General features: G+C 70.1%; 19 protein-coding genes. 10 read left to right on the top strand and 9 right to left on the bottom strand.

The genetic code is table 11. The features are described from left to right. Positions 1–5 precede the first annotated feature (5 nt). The 3 genes from AC3EN4_RS26110 to AC3EN4_RS26100 are packed head-to-tail and all read right to left on the bottom strand — an operon-like array spanning position 6 to position 3,060. Positions 6–1,013 carry an ABC transporter permease gene (locus tag AC3EN4_RS26110; RefSeq protein WP_435208576.1) on the bottom strand — a complete coding sequence of 336 codons (1,008 nt, stop codon included), beginning with the start codon at positions 1,011–1,013 and terminating at the stop codon, positions 6–8. Beyond that, complete coding sequence (locus AC3EN4_RS26105; RefSeq protein WP_435208574.1) at positions 1,010–2,020, bottom strand: ABC transporter ATP-binding protein; 1,011 nt, start codon at positions 2,018–2,020, stop codon at positions 1,010–1,012. Before AC3EN4_RS26105 ends, AC3EN4_RS26110 begins: the two co-directional genes overlap by 4 nt. Beyond that, positions 2,017–3,060 carry an ABC transporter ATP-binding protein gene (locus tag AC3EN4_RS26100; RefSeq protein ID WP_435208572.1) on the bottom strand — a complete coding sequence of 348 codons (1,044 nt, stop codon included), beginning with the start codon at positions 3,058–3,060 and terminating at the stop codon, positions 2,017–2,019. The genes AC3EN4_RS26105 and AC3EN4_RS26100 overlap by 4 nt, the downstream gene beginning before the upstream one ends. Before the next feature lie 217 nt (positions 3,061–3,277). Here AC3EN4_RS26100 and AC3EN4_RS26095 point away from each other — a divergent pair, with 217 nt between their 5' ends. From AC3EN4_RS26095 to AC3EN4_RS26070, 6 genes are all read left to right on the top strand, one after another. Then, positions 3,278–3,826, top strand: coding sequence for a Uma2 family endonuclease (locus AC3EN4_RS26095; protein ID WP_435208570.1), 549 nt, complete (start codon positions 3,278–3,280; stop codon positions 3,824–3,826). Between the two features lie 32 nt (positions 3,827–3,858). Then, positions 3,859–5,295 (top strand): TldD/PmbA family protein, encoded by a 1,437-nt coding sequence (locus AC3EN4_RS26090; RefSeq protein WP_435208568.1) that lies wholly within the window; start codon positions 3,859–3,861, stop codon positions 5,293–5,295. Between the two features lie 118 nt (positions 5,296–5,413). Further along, entirely contained in the window at positions 5,414–6,811 is a 1,398-nt protein-coding gene (locus AC3EN4_RS26085) for a TldD/PmbA family protein (protein WP_435208566.1), read from the top strand. A gap of 244 nt (positions 6,812–7,055) precedes the next feature. Further along, positions 7,056–7,862: a hypothetical protein gene (locus AC3EN4_RS26080; protein ID WP_435208564.1), complete on the top strand. Its 807-nt coding sequence runs from the start codon at positions 7,056–7,058 to the stop codon at positions 7,860–7,862. 12 nt (positions 7,863–7,874) lie between these two features. Further along, entirely contained in the window at positions 7,875–9,803 is a 1,929-nt protein-coding gene (locus AC3EN4_RS26075; protein ID WP_422736830.1) for a fumarate reductase/succinate dehydrogenase flavoprotein subunit, read from the top strand. Continuing rightward, positions 9,800–10,864 carry a succinate dehydrogenase/fumarate reductase iron-sulfur subunit gene (locus AC3EN4_RS26070; protein ID WP_435208562.1) on the top strand — a complete coding sequence of 355 codons (1,065 nt, stop codon included), beginning with the start codon at positions 9,800–9,802 and terminating at the stop codon, positions 10,862–10,864. The genes AC3EN4_RS26075 and AC3EN4_RS26070 overlap by 4 nt, the downstream gene beginning before the upstream one ends. A 159-nt stretch (positions 10,865–11,023) precedes the next feature. Here AC3EN4_RS26070 and AC3EN4_RS26065 read toward each other — a convergent pair whose 3' ends face one another. After that, complete coding sequence (locus AC3EN4_RS26065; protein WP_422736832.1) at positions 11,024–11,464, bottom strand: (deoxy)nucleoside triphosphate pyrophosphohydrolase; 441 nt, start codon at positions 11,462–11,464, stop codon at positions 11,024–11,026. Between the two features lie 184 nt (positions 11,465–11,648). Here AC3EN4_RS26065 and AC3EN4_RS26060 point away from each other — a divergent pair, with 184 nt between their 5' ends. Next, positions 11,649–11,957, top strand: a complete 309-nt coding sequence (locus AC3EN4_RS26060) for a 4a-hydroxytetrahydrobiopterin dehydratase (RefSeq protein ID WP_355050624.1) — start codon at positions 11,649–11,651, stop codon at positions 11,955–11,957. Here AC3EN4_RS26060 and AC3EN4_RS26055 read toward each other — a convergent pair. Continuing rightward, on the bottom strand, positions 11,944–12,366 hold the full coding sequence (locus AC3EN4_RS26055; RefSeq protein WP_435208559.1) for a VOC family protein: 423 nt from the start codon (positions 12,364–12,366) through the stop codon (positions 11,944–11,946). The two genes, AC3EN4_RS26060 and AC3EN4_RS26055, sit on opposite strands and share 14 nt — an antisense overlap. Continuing rightward, positions 12,363–12,716, bottom strand: coding sequence for a DUF1801 domain-containing protein (locus AC3EN4_RS26050; protein WP_435208557.1), 354 nt, complete (start codon positions 12,714–12,716; stop codon positions 12,363–12,365). Before AC3EN4_RS26050 ends, AC3EN4_RS26055 begins: the two co-directional genes overlap by 4 nt. A gap of 117 nt (positions 12,717–12,833) precedes the next feature. Between AC3EN4_RS26050 and AC3EN4_RS26045 the strand changes: the two genes are divergently transcribed. From AC3EN4_RS26045 to AC3EN4_RS26035, 3 genes are all read left to right on the top strand, one after another. Then, on the top strand, positions 12,834–13,730 hold the full coding sequence (locus AC3EN4_RS26045; RefSeq protein WP_435208555.1) for a LysR family transcriptional regulator: 897 nt from the start codon (positions 12,834–12,836) through the stop codon (positions 13,728–13,730). 10 nt (positions 13,731–13,740) lie between these two features. Beyond that, positions 13,741–14,103 carry a PH domain-containing protein gene (locus AC3EN4_RS26040; protein WP_355050625.1) on the top strand — a complete coding sequence of 121 codons (363 nt, stop codon included), beginning with the start codon at positions 13,741–13,743 and terminating at the stop codon, positions 14,101–14,103. A 207-nt stretch (positions 14,104–14,310) separates the two neighbouring features. Further along, positions 14,311–15,042, top strand: coding sequence for a class I SAM-dependent methyltransferase (locus AC3EN4_RS26035; protein ID WP_435208552.1), 732 nt, complete (start codon positions 14,311–14,313; stop codon positions 15,040–15,042). Positions 15,043–15,273: 231 nt separating this feature from the next. Here the strand turns inward: AC3EN4_RS26035 and AC3EN4_RS26030 are convergent, their stop codons facing one another. The 3 genes from AC3EN4_RS26030 to AC3EN4_RS26020 all read right to left on the bottom strand — a co-directional run bounded on the left by AC3EN4_RS26030 (position 15,274) and on the right by AC3EN4_RS26020 (position 17,234). Beyond that, on the bottom strand, positions 15,274–15,714 hold the full coding sequence (locus tag AC3EN4_RS26030; protein WP_435208550.1) for an SRPBCC family protein: 441 nt from the start codon (positions 15,712–15,714) through the stop codon (positions 15,274–15,276). Between the two features lie 221 nt (positions 15,715–15,935). After that, positions 15,936–16,697 (bottom strand): class I SAM-dependent methyltransferase, encoded by a 762-nt coding sequence (locus AC3EN4_RS26025; protein ID WP_435208548.1) that lies wholly within the window; start codon positions 16,695–16,697, stop codon positions 15,936–15,938. A 105-nt stretch (positions 16,698–16,802) separates the two neighbouring features. Next, the gene (locus AC3EN4_RS26020; RefSeq protein WP_435208546.1) at positions 16,803–17,234 is read right to left on the bottom strand and encodes an ArsI/CadI family heavy metal resistance metalloenzyme; all 432 of its coding nucleotides are present in this window, start codon (positions 17,232–17,234) and stop codon (positions 16,803–16,805) included. Positions 17,235–17,293: the final 59 nt, after the last annotated feature.

Below are 17,293 nucleotides of genomic sequence, written 5' to 3'. Positions count from 1 at the left end.
GACCCCTACCGGGACGACTTCGGGTCGAGCGCGTCCCGCAACGCGTCGCCGAAGAGGTTGAAGGCGAACACCAGCGCGAAGATCGTGATGCCCGGGAAGAACACGTACGCCGGGTCGGTCTGGAGGTAGTCCAGACTGTCGTAGATCATCCGGCCGAAGCTCGGCGTCTCGTCGCTCAGCCCGACGCCGATGAAGGACAGCGCGGCCTCGCTGGTGATGAACTGCGGCACCGCCAGGGAGAACGACACCAGGATCGGCGCCCAGATGTTCGGCAGGAGCTGCCGGAAGATGATGTGCCCCAGCCCGGCGCCGCTGGCCTTGGCGGCCTCCACGAACTCCCGTTCGCGCAGTGCGATCACCTGCCCGCGTACCAGCCGGGCCGTGCTGGTCCAGCCGAAGATCGCGAACACGGCGATCAGCACACCCACCCCGAACGCGGACGACACCTGCCCCCGCTCCCCGTAGAAGCGCAGCGTGATGGCGGGGGTGAGGGCCAACGCGATGATCAGGAACGGCATGGCCAGGGTCAGGTCGGTGATCCAGTTGATCACCGCGTCGAGCCAGCCGCCGAGGTAACCCGCCAGCGCGCCGAGCGCGATGCCGATCGCGGCGGTGATCAGAGCCGCGGCGATCGCGATGAACAGGGACGTACGCAGCCCGTAGATCAACCGGACGAAGATGTCCCGGCCCAGCGCCGGCTCCAGCCCGAACCAGTGGTCGCCGCTGACGCCGCCGACGTAGCCGAGCGGCATGCCGTTACCGTCGAGCAGGTTCTGGAACTGCTCGCGCGGCCCGACGCCGTAGGCCATCTCGATCAGCGGGGCGGACAACCCCAAAACCACGAAGAACACCAGGAGTACGCCGCTGACCACGGCCGTACGGTCGCGGCGCAGCCGCAGCCAGGCGAGCTGACCGGGCGAGCGGCCGACGACGCCCTTCCCGGCGGGCGTGCTCGCGTCCGGGTCGGACTCGATCTCGGCCAGCGCGACACCCTCCACCGGGGACAGGCTCACGACGACACCTCCTCGACGACCTGGCTGATCGACCCGGCTGGCTCCGGGAAGTGACACGCGGTGGCCTGCCGGCCGCCGTCGCGCGGCACCAGCGCGGGCTCCTCGGTGGCGCAGACGTCCTGCGCCTTCCAGCAGCGGGTCCGGAACCGGCAGCCCGACGGCGGGTCGAGCGGGGTGGGCACGTCACCGGTCAGTCGGATCCGGCCCGCCGGGCCGAGCTGCGTGACGTCCGGGATCGCCGAGAGCAGCGCCCGGGTGTACGGGTGCTGCGGGCGCTCGTAGATGTCCTCCCGGTCGCCGATCTCCACGATCCGGCCCAGGTACATGACCGCGACCCGCTGGCAGAAGTGCCGGACCACGGCCAGGTCGTGCGCGATGAACACGAACGCCAGCCCGAGTTCTCGTTGCAGGTCGCGCAGCAGGTTGACCACCTGCGCCTGGATCGAGACGTCCAGCGCGCTCACCGGCTCGTCGGCGACGATCAGCTTCGGCCGCAGCGCCAGCGCGCGGGCGATGCCGATGCGCTGGCGCTGCCCGCCGGAGAACTCGTGCGGATACCGGTTGTAGTGCTCCGGGTTCAGCCCGACCAGTTCCAGCAGCTCCTGCACCCGCGCCTTGATCCCGCCGGGCGGCTTGATGCCGTTGACCTGCAACGGCATTGCCACGATCCGACCCACGGTGTGCCGGGGGTTCAACGACGCGTACGGGTCCTGGAAGATGATCTGGAGTTCCTGCCGCAGCGGGCGCAGCTCCCGCCGGCTCGCGTGGGTGATGTCCCGCCCGGCGAACTCGATGCTGCCGCTCGTCGCCTCCAGCAGCCGCACCAGCATCCGGCCGGTGGTCGTCTTGCCACAGCCCGACTCCCCCACCAGGCCCAGCGTCTCGCCGGGGCGCACGTCGAAGTCGAGCCCGTCTACCGCCCGCACGACGCCGGTGGCGCGCAGTCCCTGCCGTACCGGAAAGTGCTTGGTCAGCCCGCGGACCCGCAGCAGTGGTTCGTCGCTCATCGGGCCACCCCCACGGATCGCACGCTCTCGGCGTAGATCGCCGCACGCTCCTCGGCGCTCAGATGGCAGGCGACCAGGTGGCCGTCGCCGCCCGCCGGTCGCAGCTCGGGCACCTCGGTGCGGGAGCGGTCGCCGGCCCGGTCGTCGTAGCGGCAGCGCGGGTGGAACGCGCACCCGGACGGCAGGTTGATCAGGCTGGGCGGATTGCCGGGAATCGGCACCAGGTCCGCGTCCGCGTCGCCGTGCAGCGACGGCACGCTGGAGAGCAACCCCCAGGTGTACGGATGCTGCGGCGAGCGGAGCACCTGCTCGACGCTGCCGTGCTCCACGGCCCGTCCCCCGTACATCACCAGTACGTCGTCGGCGACCTGGCCGACCACACCGAGATCGTGGGTGATCAGGATGATCGCGGAATGGAACTCGGCCTGCAGGTCGGCGAGCAGGTCGAGGATCTGCGCCTGCACGGTGACGTCCAGCGCGGTGGTCGGCTCGTCGGCGATCAGCAACGCCGGGTCGTTGACCAGCGCCATGGCGATCATCGCCCGTTGGCGCATGCCGCCGGAGAACTCGTGCGGGTACTGATCGAAGCGGCGGGCGGGCTGCGGAATGCCGACCCGGTCCAACATGTCCACCGCCCGCTGCCGGGCCGCACGCCGATCGGCCTCCGGGTGGTGCACCCGGTACGCCTCGGCGATCTGCCGACCGACCGTGTAGTACGGGTGCAGCGCGGAGAGCGGGTCCTGGAAGATCATCGCCATGTCCCGGCCGCGCAGCCGGCGTACCTCCTCGTCGGGCAGGCCGACGAGCTGCCGGCCGCCGACCGAGATCTCCCCGGTGATCGTGGCCCGCTTGGGATCGTGCAGACCGAGGATGGCAAGCGAGGTGACGCTCTTGCCGGAGCCGGACTCGCCGACGATGCCGAGCGTGCGCCCCCGCTCGACGGCGAAGGACACCCCGTCGACCGCGCGCACCACGCCGTCCGAGGTGTCGAACCGGACCCGCAGGTCACGCACCCGCAGGTAGGCATCCGAGCTGTCCACGGCCACCTCCCTCAGTGACGAAGAGAACTTACAGCAATGTCGAGAGGGTGAAAATAAGCTACAAGTTCGGCACGTGTCAGCGGGCCCGAGCGTAACGAGTCCGCATCGGCCCCGCACGCCCGTCACCTCGTCCGTTCATGGCCTCGAACGCACGTGAGGTGCGATCATTGGGCGCGCAGCCAGCAGAGGATGCCCGTGACATGAGGTGGAGGTGACGATGACCGCGGCAGTGTTCAACCACGAAGGCCCGTGGACCGAAGAGGATTACCTCGCCCTCGGCGAGACGCAGCAACGCGTCGAACTCTTCGACGGGAGCCTTCACGTGACCCCAGCCCCCACCCCTCGGCACCAGCGCATCTCCCGCAGGCTCGGCAACATCCTCGAAGCAGCGTCCGGAGCCGCCGGGCTCGAGTTACTGGAGGCGGTGAACGTCCGACTCCGGCCCGGTCGAATCCCGATCCCTGATCTTGTGATCACCGGTCCGATCGACTTCGACGAACTCAACGTCGAAGCGGGTGACGTACGGTTGGTGTGCGAGATCATCTCGCCGAGCAATGCTTCCACCGACAAGGTGTTGAAGATGCACTATTACGCCGCCGCCGGCATCGGGTGGTACCTGTTGGTGGAACAGGAGACCGGCGCGCTGCGCCTCTACCGGCGCCAAGGTGGCCACTACGTCGAAGCGGCGGCCGCGAAGCGCGGCGAGGTGCTGGAACTGACCGAGCCGGTGCGGGCGACGATCCGGCCGGAAGAACTTCTTTCCTGACGGGTGTCGGTCGGCTGCCCTAGGGTCGTCGCATGACCGAGTTCGACGCGGCCACCACCGCCGTCCAAGCCGCTCTCGACGCGGGCGCCCGGTACGCCGACGCGCGGGTGATGCACCGCCGCTACGAGTCGATGACCGCGCGCAACGGCGACGTGGAGGAGTTGACCCAGGACGAGAGCATCGGGCTCGGCGTACGCGCGCTGGTCGGCGCGAGTTGGGGCTTCCACGCCGTACCCGATCTGTCGGACGCCGCCGCCCGCGAGGCCGGCCGGCGGGCGACCCGGACCGCGATGGCCAGCGCTCGGGTGCCCGGGCCCGCGGTCGACCTGGTCGCGGTCGAGGCCGTGACGGCGAGCTGGTCCTCGGACTGCCGCATCGACCCGCTCGGGGTTCCGTTGTCCGACAAGGGCGACCTGCTGGTCGGCGCGACCCGCGCCATGACCGAGCACGGCGCGGACCTGGCCGAGGGGCTGTACCAGATCTGGGACACCGCGAAGTGGTTCGTCTCCAGCGAGGGGCACCGCATCGACCAGCGCATCCGCGAGTGCGGCGGCGGCATCTCGGCCACCTCGATCGGCGACGGCGAGACACAACGGCGGTCCTGGCCCAGTTACCGGGGGCAGTACGGCACCACCGGCTGGGAACTTGTCGAATCGCTCGACCTGGCCGCGCACGCCGCGCAGATCGCCGAGGAGTCGCGGGCGCTGCTCACCGCGCCACAGTGTCCGGCCGGCGAGACGGATCTGATCCTCGGCAGCGAACAGTTGGCCCTACAGATCCACGAGTCGGTGGGCCACGCCATCGAACTGGACCGGATCCTCGGCTGGGAGGCGGCGTTCGCCGGCACGTCCTGGCTGGACCTGGCCCGGCTCGGTTCGCTGCGCTACGGCTCCGAGCTGATGAACATCACCATCGACCCGACGATCCCGGGCGCGCTGGGCAGCTTCGGCTTCGACGACGAGGGCTCACCGGCGGTCAAGCGGGACGCGGTGCGCGAGGGCCGGTGGGTGGGCGTGCTCGCCGGCCGCGACTCGGCGGCCATGGCGGGCCTCGACTACGGCGGCAGCGTACGCGCCGACGGGTGGGCCCGGCTGCCGATGGTGCGGATGACGAACGTGGGCCTGGAACCCGGACCGCACACTCTGGAGGAGATCATCTCGGCCACCGACGACGGCGTGCTGATGGATCTCAACCGGTCCTGGTCGATCGACGACAAGCGGCTCAACTTCCAGTTCGGGTGCGAGATCGGCTGGGAGATCAAGAACGGTCGGCGGGGGCGGATGCTGCGCAATCCGACGTACACCGGGATCGGGCCGCTGTTCTGGCGGTCGATGGACATGCTCTCCGGCGAGACGGTGCCCTGGGGGACGCCCAACTGCGGCAAGGGGCAGCCGGGTCAGATCGGGCACACCGGCCACCCAGCCGCGCCGGCCCGCTTCAAGAACGTCCGGGTGGGGGTGTCCGCGTGAGCGCGAGGAGCGAGCCGGTTTTGCGAGCCCCGCAGTCGCGAACGAAAGGTGGATCGGTGAGCGCGAGGAGTGAGCCGGTCCTGCGAGCCCCGCAGTCGCGAACGAAAGGTGGCCCAGCGTGAGTGAGTTGGAGCTGGCGGGGCAGGTCGTCGAGTTGGTCCGGCGGCTCGGTGGCCCGGACGCGCAGGCCGAGGTGGTGGCGACCCGGGCGGATCTGGCGCTCACCCGCTTCGCCAACTCGGCCATCCACCAGAACGTCTCCGAGTCGACCGTCGGGGTCCGGCTGCGGGTGCACGCCGACGGACGGACGGCCGCCGGCAGCGGCAGCGTGGTCACCGCCGACGGGTTGCGGGCGCTCGTCGAACGCACCCTGGCCGCCTCCCGGCTCGCCCCGCGCGATCCGGGTTGGCCGGGACTGACGCCGCCCACGCCCGCGCCGGTCGCGCCGCCGGTCGACGAGGCGACCGCCCACGCCGAGCCGGACCAGCGGGCCGACCGGGTGGGCGCGTTCGTGGCCGCCGCCGGGCCCCTCAGCACGGCGGGATACTGCCGTACCGCGTACCGCTCGTCGGCGTTCGCCAACTCGGCGGGGCACAGCGCGCACGGCCGCTCGGCGGAGGCGGCGATGGACGGCATCGCCCGGCGCGACGGCGCGGACGGCGTAGCGCGGCGCAGCGCGGACCGGTTGTCCGATCTCGACGGGGCCGAACTGGGCGCGCACGCCGCCGCGAAGGCGCAGGCGGCAGCCGATCCGGTCGAGTTGCCGCCGGGGCGCTACGAGGTGGTGTTCGAGCCGGCCGCCGTGGCGGACCTGTTGCAGAACCTGGCGTGGTACGGCTTCAACGGCAAGCGGTACGCCGAGCGGCAGTCCTTCGCCGAGCCGGGGGCGGCCCAGTTCGACCCGCTGGTGACCCTGGTGGACGATCCGCTCGGCGCGTCCGGCCTGCCGTTCGACGCCGAGGGCACCGGCCGGCGGGCGGTGACCCTGGTCGAGGCGGGCACCACGCGGGCCGTCGCGCACGACCGACGGACCGCCGTCGAAGCGGGCGCGGAGTCCACCGGGCACGCGATCGCGGGCGGCGCCACCTGGGGCCCGATGGCCCGCAACCTGCGACTCTCGCCCGCCGTGGCCGGCCCGGCCAGCGCGGTGGGCCGCAACACCACGGGCGCGGCGGCCGGCGCGGTGGTCGACGCGGACACCGCGGCGCTGGTCGCCGGGGTACGACGAGGGCTGCTGGTCACCGACCTCTGGTACACCCGGGTGCTCGACCCGAAGAGCCTGGTCGTCACCGGGTTGACCCGCAACGGGGTGTGGCTGATCGAGGACGGCACGGTCGTCCGGGCGGTCCGTGACCTGCGGTTCACCGAGTCGTACCCCCGGGCGCTGGGGCCGGGCGCGGTGCTCGGGCTGGGCGCGCGGACGGTGCGTCAACCGGATCGGGTGGACGGTGCCTGGTGGGCGGCGCCCTCGGTGCGGCTGGCGTCCTGGCACTTCACCGGCGGCGCGTCCGGCTGACGCTCGCGGCGACGCGCCGCGAACCGGCGGAATCGGCGGCGTTTCCGCAGGCCAGACACACGGGACGGTCCCTTGCGCGGACGGCTCGCAGAGATCGGCGTAACGTGTGTCACTTAGCTGCGTCGGTCGATCCGGCGTGGTCGTTGGTGTGCGCATGACGTGGCAGCGGGTGCGGGTTCGCCGGACCGCGTGCCGACCGGACAGAGCAGCCCGCCCGTACGGGCCCGTCGAGGAGACGACTCGAATGACTTCAACGGCAACGAGGCCGCGGGGGGCGCGGGCGCGCGCCGCCATCGCGGCGAAGACGTTGCGTACCGACCGATGGTGGTTCGCCCCGCTGATCACGGTGATCGGGCTCGGCGCCTGGGTGGCGTACGCGACGGTCCGGGTGTTCATGCACGACCACTACTGGGTCGATGCCTACCACTACCTGACGCCGTTCTACTCCCCGTGCGTGACCGACCGGTGCGTCGAGCAGGCCGCGCACTTCGGCCGGTTCCTGCCCGGCTGGTGGATCATCCCGGACGCCGCGCTGACCCTGCCGTTCCTGCTGTTGTTCCGGCTCACCTGCTACTACTACCGCAAGGCGTACTACCGGTCGTTCTGGCTGTCGCCGCCGGCCTGCGCCGTCCCGGACGGGCACAAGGAGTACGGCGGGGAGACCCGTTTCCCGCTGCTCGGGCAGAACCTGCACCGCTACTTCTTCTACGCCGCCGCGATCATCTCGCTGATCAACACCTGGGACGCGATCCTCGCCTTCCACTCGCCCAAGGGCTTCGGCTTCGGTCTGGGCAACATCATCCTGCTGGTCAACGTGGTGATGCTCTGGGCGTACACGATCTCCTGCCACTCCTGCCGGCACATCATCGGCGGCCGGCTCAAGCACTTCTCCAAGCACCCGGTGCGCTACCGGGCGTGGACCTTCGTCTCGGCGTTGAACGTCCGGCACATGCAGCTCGCCTGGATCACCCTCGGCACCCTCGCGCTGACCGACTTCTACGTGATGGCGCTGTCGATCGGCTGGTTCAACGACCTGCGGTTCATCAACTAAAGGGCCCCTGACATGACCACTACCACTCGCATCGAACGACACCACTACGACGTCGTCGTCATCGGGGCCGGCGGCGCCGGTCTGCGCGCGGCCATCGAGGCCCGCCTCGCCGGGAAGAAGACGGCGATCATCTCGAAGTCGCTGTTCGGCAAGGCGCACACGGTGATGGCCGAGGGCGGCGCCGCCGCCGCCATGGGGAACGTGAACAGCCGGGACAACTGGCAGGTGCACTTCCGCGACACGATGCGCGGCGGCAAGTTCCTCAACAACTTCCGGATGGCCGAGCTGCACGCGAAGGAGTCGCCGCAGCGCATCTGGGAGCTGGAGACGTACGGCGCGCTCTTCGACCGGACCAAGGACGGCAAGATCTCCCAGCGCAACTTCGGTGGGCACGAGTACCCCCGACTGGCGCACGTAGGCGACCGGACCGGTCTGGAGCTGATCCGTACCCTCCAGCAGAAGATCGTCTCGCTGCAGCAGGAGGACAAGCGCGAGTTCGGCTCGTACGACGCCCGGATCCGGGTCTTCTCCGAGACGACCATCACCGAGCTGCTGCTCGACGGCGACCGGGTCGCGGGCGCGTTCGGCTACTACCGCGAGTCCGGCGAGTTCATCCTCTTCGAGGCGCCGGCCGTGGTGCTGGCCACCGGCGGCGTCGGACGCTCCTACAAGGTCACCTCGAACTCCTGGGAGTACACCGGGGACGGCCACGCGCTGGCGCTGCGCGCCGGGGCGACGCTGATCAACATGGAGTTCCTCCAGTTCCACCCGACCGGCATGGTCTGGCCGCCTTCGGTGAAGGGCATCCTGGTCACCGAGTCGGTCCGGGGCGACGGTGGTGTCCTCAAGAACTCCGAGGGCAAGCGGTTCATGTTCGACTACGTCCCCGACGTCTTCCGCAAGCAGTACGCGGAGACGGAGGAGGAGGCGGACCGCTGGTACACCGACCCGGACAACAACCGGCGTCCACCGGAGCTGCTGCCCCGCGACGAGGTGGCCCGCGCGATCAACAGCGAGGTCAAGGCCGGTCGGGGCTCCCCCGCCGGCGGCGTCTTCCTGGACATCGCGAGCCGGCGCTCGGCCGACGAGATCCGCCGCCGGTTGCCCTCGATGTACCACCAGTTCAAGGAGCTGGCCGACGTCGACATCACCGCCGAGCCGATGGAGGTCGGGCCGACCTGCCACTACGTGATGGGCGGCGTGGAGGTGGACCCGGACTCGGGCGCCGCCTTCGGCCACGTCCGCGGCCTGTTCGCCGCCGGCGAGGTGTCCGGTGGCATGCACGGCTCCAACCGCCTCGGCGGCAACTCCCTGTCCGACCTGCTGGTGTTCGGCAAGCGGGCGGGCGGACACGCGGCCAGCTACGCCGACGGGCTGTCCGCCCGGCCGAAGGTGGCCGTGGACGCGGTCGAGGCCGCCGTGGAGACCGCCCTGGCCCCGTTGCAGCGGGACACCGGCGAGAGCCCGTACACCCTGCAGCAGGATCTCCAGGCGGTCATGGGAGATCTGGTAGGGATCATCCGCCGGGAGGGTGAGCTGGCGGACGCCCTGGTCAGGCTCGCCGAGCTGCGCGAGCGGGTGGCCAAGGTGAGCGCGGCCGGCGGCCGGCGCTACAACCCGGGCTGGCACCTCGCCCTGGACCTGCGCAACATGCTTGTCGTCTCCGAGTGCACCGCGAAGGCGGCGCTGGAACGGCAGGAGTCGCGCGGCGGGCACACCCGCGAGGACTATCCGACGATGGACCCGGCCTGGCGGCGGGTGAACCTCGTCTGCTCCCTGGACGGCGACGCCGTACGGCTCACCCGCAAGCCGCTGCCGAAGATGCGACCGGAGCTGATCGGCCTCTTCGACCGGGCAGAGCTGGCCAAGTACCTCACCGACGAGGAGCTCGCCGACTTCGACGCTCTCGTCGCCGACGCTGGAGAGGCGGACAACCGATGAGCGCGAAGCGTCAGTTCCGGATCTGGCGGGGCGACGAGACCGGCGGCGACCTGCAGGACTACATGGTCGAGGTGAACGAGGGCGAGGTCGTCCTCGACGTCATCCACCGCCTCCAGGCGACCGACGCGCCCGACCTGGCCTGCCGGTGGAACTGCAAGGCCGGCAAGTGCGGCTCCTGCTCCATGGAGATCAACGGCAAGCCCCGGCTGGGTTGCATGACCCGGATGTCGACCTTCGGCGACGACGAGACGGTGACGGTCACGCCGCTGCGGACGTTCCCGGTCATCCGGGACCTGGTCACCGACGTCTCGTTCAACTACGAGAAGGCGCGGGAGACGCCCGCGTTCGCCCCGCCGGCGGACGTGGCGCCGGGCGACTACCGGATGCAGCAGGTCGACGTCGAGCGCTCGCAGGAGTTCCGCAAGTGCATCGAGTGCTTCCTGTGCCAGAACGTCTGCCACGTGATCCGTGACCACGAGGAGAACAAGCAGGCGTTCTCCGGGCCGCGGTACTTCATCCGGGCGGCCGAGCTGGACATGCACCCGCTGGACGCCCGGACCGACCGCAAGGAGTACGCGCAGGCGGAACAGGGCCTCGGCTTCTGCAACATCACCAAGTGCTGCACCGAGGTCTGCCCCGAGCACATCAAGATCACCGACAACGGGATCATCCCCATGAAGGAACGCGTCGTCGACCGCAGGTACGATCCCCTTGTGTGGCTTGGTAGCAAGATCTTCCGCCGGGGCGAGACGCCCCAGACCAGCGTGACCACCGCCCGTCAGGGCTCGGCGGCGTCAGGCGCGACCCGCGGCGGGTTCCACTCGCACGCGGGCGGCTCGCACGACCCGCAGGCCGAGGCGCAGGCGCAGAGCGGTGTCAACTGGCACCGCGAGGTCCCCCACCCGACCGCTCCGGCGGTCGACGACCGGGGCAAGCTGCCGCTGACCGAGCTCACCTTCGACCGGCCGGCCGCGCCGTCGCCCTTCGGTGACGACGTGACCTTCCCGCTGCCTCCGGAGCACCTCAACTTCGCCCACCCGGACCAGGACGACAAGCACTGAACCAGACCAGCAAGGACGGGGGCTGTCGGCATAGCCGACCGCCCCCGTCCCATTCCCACCCACCCCCGCCCCGTTGATCATGGAGTTATTGCCACCGCGTCCGGCGTGTCGTGACAACAACTTCATGATCAACCACGTCCCGGCGGACCCCGGGCGGGTTCAGGGGGTTTTCAGGTGGGGGCGCAGGGCCGCCACGATCGGGGCGTCCGCCGGCAGCCAGGTGACCGAGTCCAGTTCGTCGGCGGTCAGCCAGCGCAGGGCCCGGTGTTCCAGCGCCTGCGGCTCGTCGCCGTGGAGCAGGCGGGCGGCGTACACCTTGAGCACCGAACGGCCGTGGGCCATCCGGACGTTGCGGCCGACCCGGGCACCGATCTCGACGCGTACGGCCAGTTCCTCGGCGCACTCCCGGATCAGCGCCTCGGTCTCGCCCTCACCCGGCTCGACCTTGCCGCCAGGGAACTCCCACATGCCGGCCACCTCCGGCGGGGCGGAGCGCGCACAGGCGAGCACCCGTCCGTCCCGGATGATCGCCGCTCCCACGATCACCTTCAGGTCCCGTCGCTGGGCCTGCCCGCCACCATTAGCCCGTTCGGTCTGCACGGGCGTCCAGGGTGCCAGATCAATCGGCGGTTTGGGTACCGACACCGTCCGCTAGGCCAATAGAACACGGAAGTGTGGGCGTGGACACCCCCACTGAGCGACGACAGACTAGAGGGCACCGACAAAGACACGGGATGGCGACGATTTGGCCACAAGCCGGCAACGGCGCTTGGGGGGTGCGGTGATGCGCGTGCTGTTCAGCAGCCGAGCCAAACACGACTACCTTTCCGACGCGTTGACCTTGCTATCTGGTTGGACGCGCGACGGTGAACAGATCCGGCGCACGCTGGTGATCGACGATACCCAACACGCGGCGCTGACTGAACGGGTCAAGGTCGTCGCGGACGCCCTGCACCTACGCCCCGAGATCAGCCGCCGGTCCGACAGCACGCTGATCCGCGTCGGGCACGGCAACGGTGAGCCGCTGACCGAGGGCGAGGTCCTGTTGGCCGCCCGCATCGAGGACGCGTACCGGGCGGTCACCGAGTCCTGACCGCCGTTTCCGGGCCTCCCTCCGCGTCCTGCGGATACCACCGCAACTCCACCACGTTGCCGTCCGGGTCCCGCACGTAAATCGAGGTCGCCGACCCGCGCGCGCCGAACCGGCTGACCGGCCCGGTCAGCACGGTGAAGACTCCGGACTCGACCACCTGCGCCCAGTCCAACGGTGCCACCACCAGGCAGAAGTGGTCGACGTTCGTACCCTGCGCCTCGCCTCGGACGAGGTCGATGATGCTGTCGGGGCTGATCCGCACCGACGGGAACGGTGCGGACCCGGCGCGCCACTCGTCGACCCGTACCGGCGCCAGGCCGAGCCGACCGCAGTAGAAGTCCAGGGACCGTTCCACATCGGCGACGGTCAGCACCAGGTGGTCGAAGCCGGTCACCCGCACCGCGTTCACGCCTCCTCCAGCGCGGCCGCCGCGCTCAGCCAACCCGTGAACAGGGCCGGGTCGATTTCGGCGACGTCGCGCAGCTTCACGGTCGCCATCGCCCGTGCGGCGGGCGCCAGCCGGCCGGACGGGTCCGCGATCTCCTGGCCCCGCCACAGCCCGAAGGTGACGTAGGACCCGTAGGCCTTGATCAGGCAGATCGGGCGCTGGCCGGGCCGGTCGCCCAGACCCCAGACCGGGTGTCCGTGCCACATCGCCCCCGTCGCCCCGGGCAGGGCGTCCGCGATGACGGGCGTCAGCTTGTCCCCGATCTCGCGCATTGGGTCGGCCAGGCCGGCCAGGTAACCGTCGATGCTCATCTCGGTGCCTCTCGGTCGAGCGGTGTTCGTGTGCACCCCACGATTCCCTGACCGAAGAACCGGACCAAGACGTGATCTCGCTACGATCGTTGCCTGTCGGTCAACGATGGGGGCGGGGTGCTGGAGCGGTACGAGGTCGAGACGTTCCTGACCCTGGCCGAGGAGTTGCACTTCGGCCGCACCGCCGAGCGGCTGAGGGTCAGCACCGGCCGGGTCAGCCACGTGATCAAGAAGTTGGAACGCCAGGTCGGGGCGCCGCTGTTCGCGCGGACCAGTCGGGTCGTCCGGCTCACCCCGATCGGCCGGCAACTCGCCGACGATCTGACCCCGCTGGTCGCCGGCATGAACGACGCTCTCCGGCGCGCTGTCGACGCCGGCCGGGGCGTCACCGGGACGCTACGGGTGGCGTTCCTCGGCGAGTGGACCGCGCCGGTGCTGCTCCGGGCGGTGGCCCTGTTCACCGAGCGGCACCCCGACTGCCGGGTGGAGGTGCACGAGGCACAGTTGTCCAACAGCCGCGCCGGGCTGCTCGACGGTTCCACGGACGTGCTCATCGCCTCGTACCCCTTCGACGGAATGGCCACCGGCCCGGCGCTGCTCTCCGAAGGCCGGGCACTGGCGGTGGCCGCGGGTCACCCGCTCACGCGGGAACCGTCGGTGTCGCTGGAGGTGCTCGCCGACCACCCGGTGGTGCAGTACCCGACGGTCACGTCGGCAGAGTTCAAGCGGGACCGCACGCCGGACCGCACCCCGTCCGGCCGACCGGTTCCGAAGGGGCCCACCGGGAACACCTTCTCCGAGATGTTGTCCCTGGTGGCACTGGGCCGGGGCGTACTGCCGGTGGGGGAACACACGCGGCGTTACTACCCGCGCTCCGACGTGTCCTACGTGCCCATCCACGACGCGCCACCCATCGAGCGCGGGCCGGTCTGGCTGCCCAGTAACACCACGAACCGGGTACGCGAGTTCGTCCGCGCCGCCGCCGACGCCGGCGCGGTGGCACCGGTTTTCTAGCCTGGATCGTATGGCGAACATCGCGTACGACCGCAAGGAGCAGGTCCAGCAGATCGAGAGCGGGCTACTCGACGGCGAGCAGATCATCGCCGTCTACGACGCCGTCGGCACCGGCACCGGGTTCATCGGGCTGACCGACCGACGCGTGATCATCCAGGACCGCTCCTTCGTCGGTAAGCGGTACGCGATCACCAGCATCCCGTACTCGAAGATCACCAGCGTGAGCGTGGTCAGCAACAAGTCCTGGGGTGGGTCGTTCTTCTCCACCGGCGCGATCGCGATCCACGTCGGCACGCACACCTACGAGGTGGAGTTCCGCGGCGCGCAGAAGAGCCACCACGTCCACAACGTGATCCTGCACCACATCTCCTGACCCTCCGCGTGACCGGGAGCCCGGCGGGCGTAAATGCCTTGCCGGGCTTCCGGCGTCTCTGGTGTCCTCGGTGCACAGCCACGCGAAGGGAGCAGCGCCATGCCCGAAACGACGAAGTCCCCCCGATCGAACGTCATCAGACTCGACGAAACGAGGCTTCGTGAGCAGAAAGTCATGCGCCACTGACACCCACCCCGGAGGCCGCTGATGTCGGTCTTCGACGATCCCGGCCTCTTCGGCCGGCTGTGGGCCGCCGGATACGACAGCCCCGGCAACCCCGACCCGGCTCCGGCCGTGGACTTCCTGGCCGACCTGGCCGACGGTGGTCCGGTCCTGGAACTGGCGATCGGCACCGGCCGGGTCGCCCTGCCCCTGGCCGACCGCGGGCTCAGCGTGCACGGCATCGAGGCGTCCGAGGAGATGCTGGCGCTGATGCGGGCCAAGCCCGGTGGCGACCAGATCCCCACGGTCGTCGGTGATATGGCGGACGTGGGCGTACCGGGCCCGTTCCGCCTGGCGTACCTGGTCTTCAACACGCTGTTCAACCTGGTGGATGCCGAGCGGCAGGCGGACCTGTTCCGCAACGTCGCCCGGGTGTTGTCGCCCGGCGGGGCGTTCGTCATCGAGACGTTCGTTCCCGACCCGAGCAGCTTCGACGCGGACGAGCAGGTACAGGTCCGTGAGGTGACCGAGGACTCCGTGACGATCCGGGTGCACCGGTACGACCGGCCGGCGCAGCGCTTCATCCGGCAGACCATCACCTTCGACAACGACGGTGTGCACCTGAAGCCGTTCGCCATGCGCTACGCCTGGCCGCACCAGATCGACGAGATGGCACGGCAGGCGGGCCTTGCGCTCACCGAGCGGTACGCCGACTGGGACCGGCGGCCGTTCACGGCGGAGAGCCCGTCACATATCTCCGTCTACCGGGTGCAGTAGCGGTCTGGTCGACTCGGGTTTCGGACAATCGGGTGTCATCGCACGACGACACCCCGACTCCACGGAACCCGAGTCGATCACCCTCCTCCGTCGCAAAGAGACGCCGCCATGAGCAGACGAACCATTCAAGCAATCCGACTGAGGCCCTGACTGAGATGCAGCCGCGCTCGCGCTTTCACCTTCGCCCCTGGTTCAGCCGCGGCGGGACGGGAGGTTCCGCCGCCCTTGCGGTCAGTGCCCGTCACCAATCTGGACGTCGTCCGGCGCCGGCCGCCCACGCCCTGTCTCCATCAGCTCCTTGAGACTCATCAGGAAGATCGCCCACTTGGTGCTGCACTCGCGCATGAGTTCGGTCGACTCGCGCCAACCCACGTGCGTGAAATCTACGATCGTGTACTTCCCACGTTGGTCGAAGCGCCAGTTGACCTCGGTGCCGATCCACTCGTCGGGCCCACCGACGACCCGCCACCGCACACGCCCGGCCGGGTCCCGCTCAAGGATCTCCAGATCGAACCCGTCGTCGGCGCCGAACCGGACGGCCATCTGCACGCCGCCCTCGTCTTTCTCGGTCGTGTCGACCGACCACCAGCCCGCGACGCCCTCGGGAGTCGCCACCGCTCGGTAGACGTCGCCGAGTGGGGCGACGACGCCGACCTGATGCAGAATGTCCACCACCTGAGCTCCCCTTTCAACCCGCAACCTTTAGTTGCACAACCGTACGACGATGACACCAGTCGCGCAACCTTTGGTTGCCTTTGGCGATCCCGTCGTACCCGGGTGGCCTTCGGTTCCACTTCACCGAGCGGTAAAGGGTTGGGCGCCTGGGCCGAGCAGTCGCGCGCTGGCCGCCACCAAGGCCCACCTTGAGGCTGACCGATCCCGGAGGACGACCGTCAGAGTCGGCGAGCGCGCAGGACGCCGGTCAGCATCGGCAGGGTGAAGTCGCCCTCGGCGGTCTCGGGCCGCCCGGCCAGGAACTCGCGGATCCGGTCCAGCGTGGCGCTCCGGTCCGGCTCCGGCATGACCAGCAACCCGGCCCGGGTGGCGAGCGTCGCGACCAGCGAGTCGGCGCTCCGGCGCTGCCCGTGGGGAAACTCGGCCTGCTCGGGCGCACCGAACCGGGCGGCGACCCCGCTGCTCGGATCGAGCAGGTTCGCCGTCGCCGCGCGCCAACTGCGCAATGTGTCACGCGGGCCGATGGCCGCGCTCCCGCTGACCGCTTCGAGTGCGGCGATCCAGTCGACCCGGTCGTCCAGAACGTTCCACAGGCCGGCCAGGACGCCACTCGGGGTCAAAACCCGGGCGATCTCCGGCCCGGCGACGGCCATGTCGAACCAGTGCAGGGCGTTGCCGGCCAGCACCGCGTCGACGGACGCGTCCGGCAGCGGAATCGCCTCCGCGCTGCCCGGGAGCGCCCGCACGGTCGGAAGCGCGCGGCCCAACTCGGCGAGCATCGCCGCGTCAGGTTCCACCGCCACGACGTCGACGCCGAGCGCGACAAGCGTGGCGGACAGCTTGCCGGTACCGGCGCCGAGGTCGAGGACTCGCGGGCCGGGCGCGCACTCCAGCGCCCACCGCGCCGCAGCCTGCGCGTAGTCGGGGCGATGTCGGGCGTACGCGGACGCCGCCGAACCGAACGACGAGCTGAGCACCACCGATGCCACCGTTCCTCTGCTGCCGGTGTCCACATCATCCCTCGGTTCCTGGACGTCGGGGTGCCCCAGCCCGGCCGGACACCCCGACATCCAGCGGATCTGCCGTCAGCAGCAGCGTGAACCGGCTCCGCTGACCACCGGCTCCGCTTCGGGTGCCTTGCTGAGCGTGTCGGCGTCGGCCTTCACGGTGTAGACCTCCCAACGCTCGGCACCCGGGCCGCGTACCCAGACCTTGTCCTGCAGGGCGTAGCAGCACTCGGTGTTGTTCTCCTCCAACGTGATCAGGCCGGAGTCGGTGAGGCGCTTGGTGGCGGCGGTGACCTCGTCGGTGCTGAACACCTCGACGCCCAGGTGGTCCAGCGCGGTGGGCTGGTCGGCTTCGCCCTCGATGAGGACGAGCTTCAGCGGCGGGTTCTCGACGGCGAAGTTGGCGTAGCCGGGCCGACGCTTGGCCGGGTCGACGCCGAACAGCTTCGAGTAGAACGCGACCGAGCCGTCGAGGTCGGAGACGCGCAGCGCGAGCTGGACACGGGACATGGGGCACCTCCTGGGGGTGAACTGCTGTCTAGATGGATTTCGAAGCAACCCCACCGTTG

This window comes from Micromonospora sp. bgisy143 (assembly GCF_057708145.1).
Note: the sequence above shows the minus strand (reverse complement) of the source record. Positions and strands in the feature narration are given on the sequence as shown.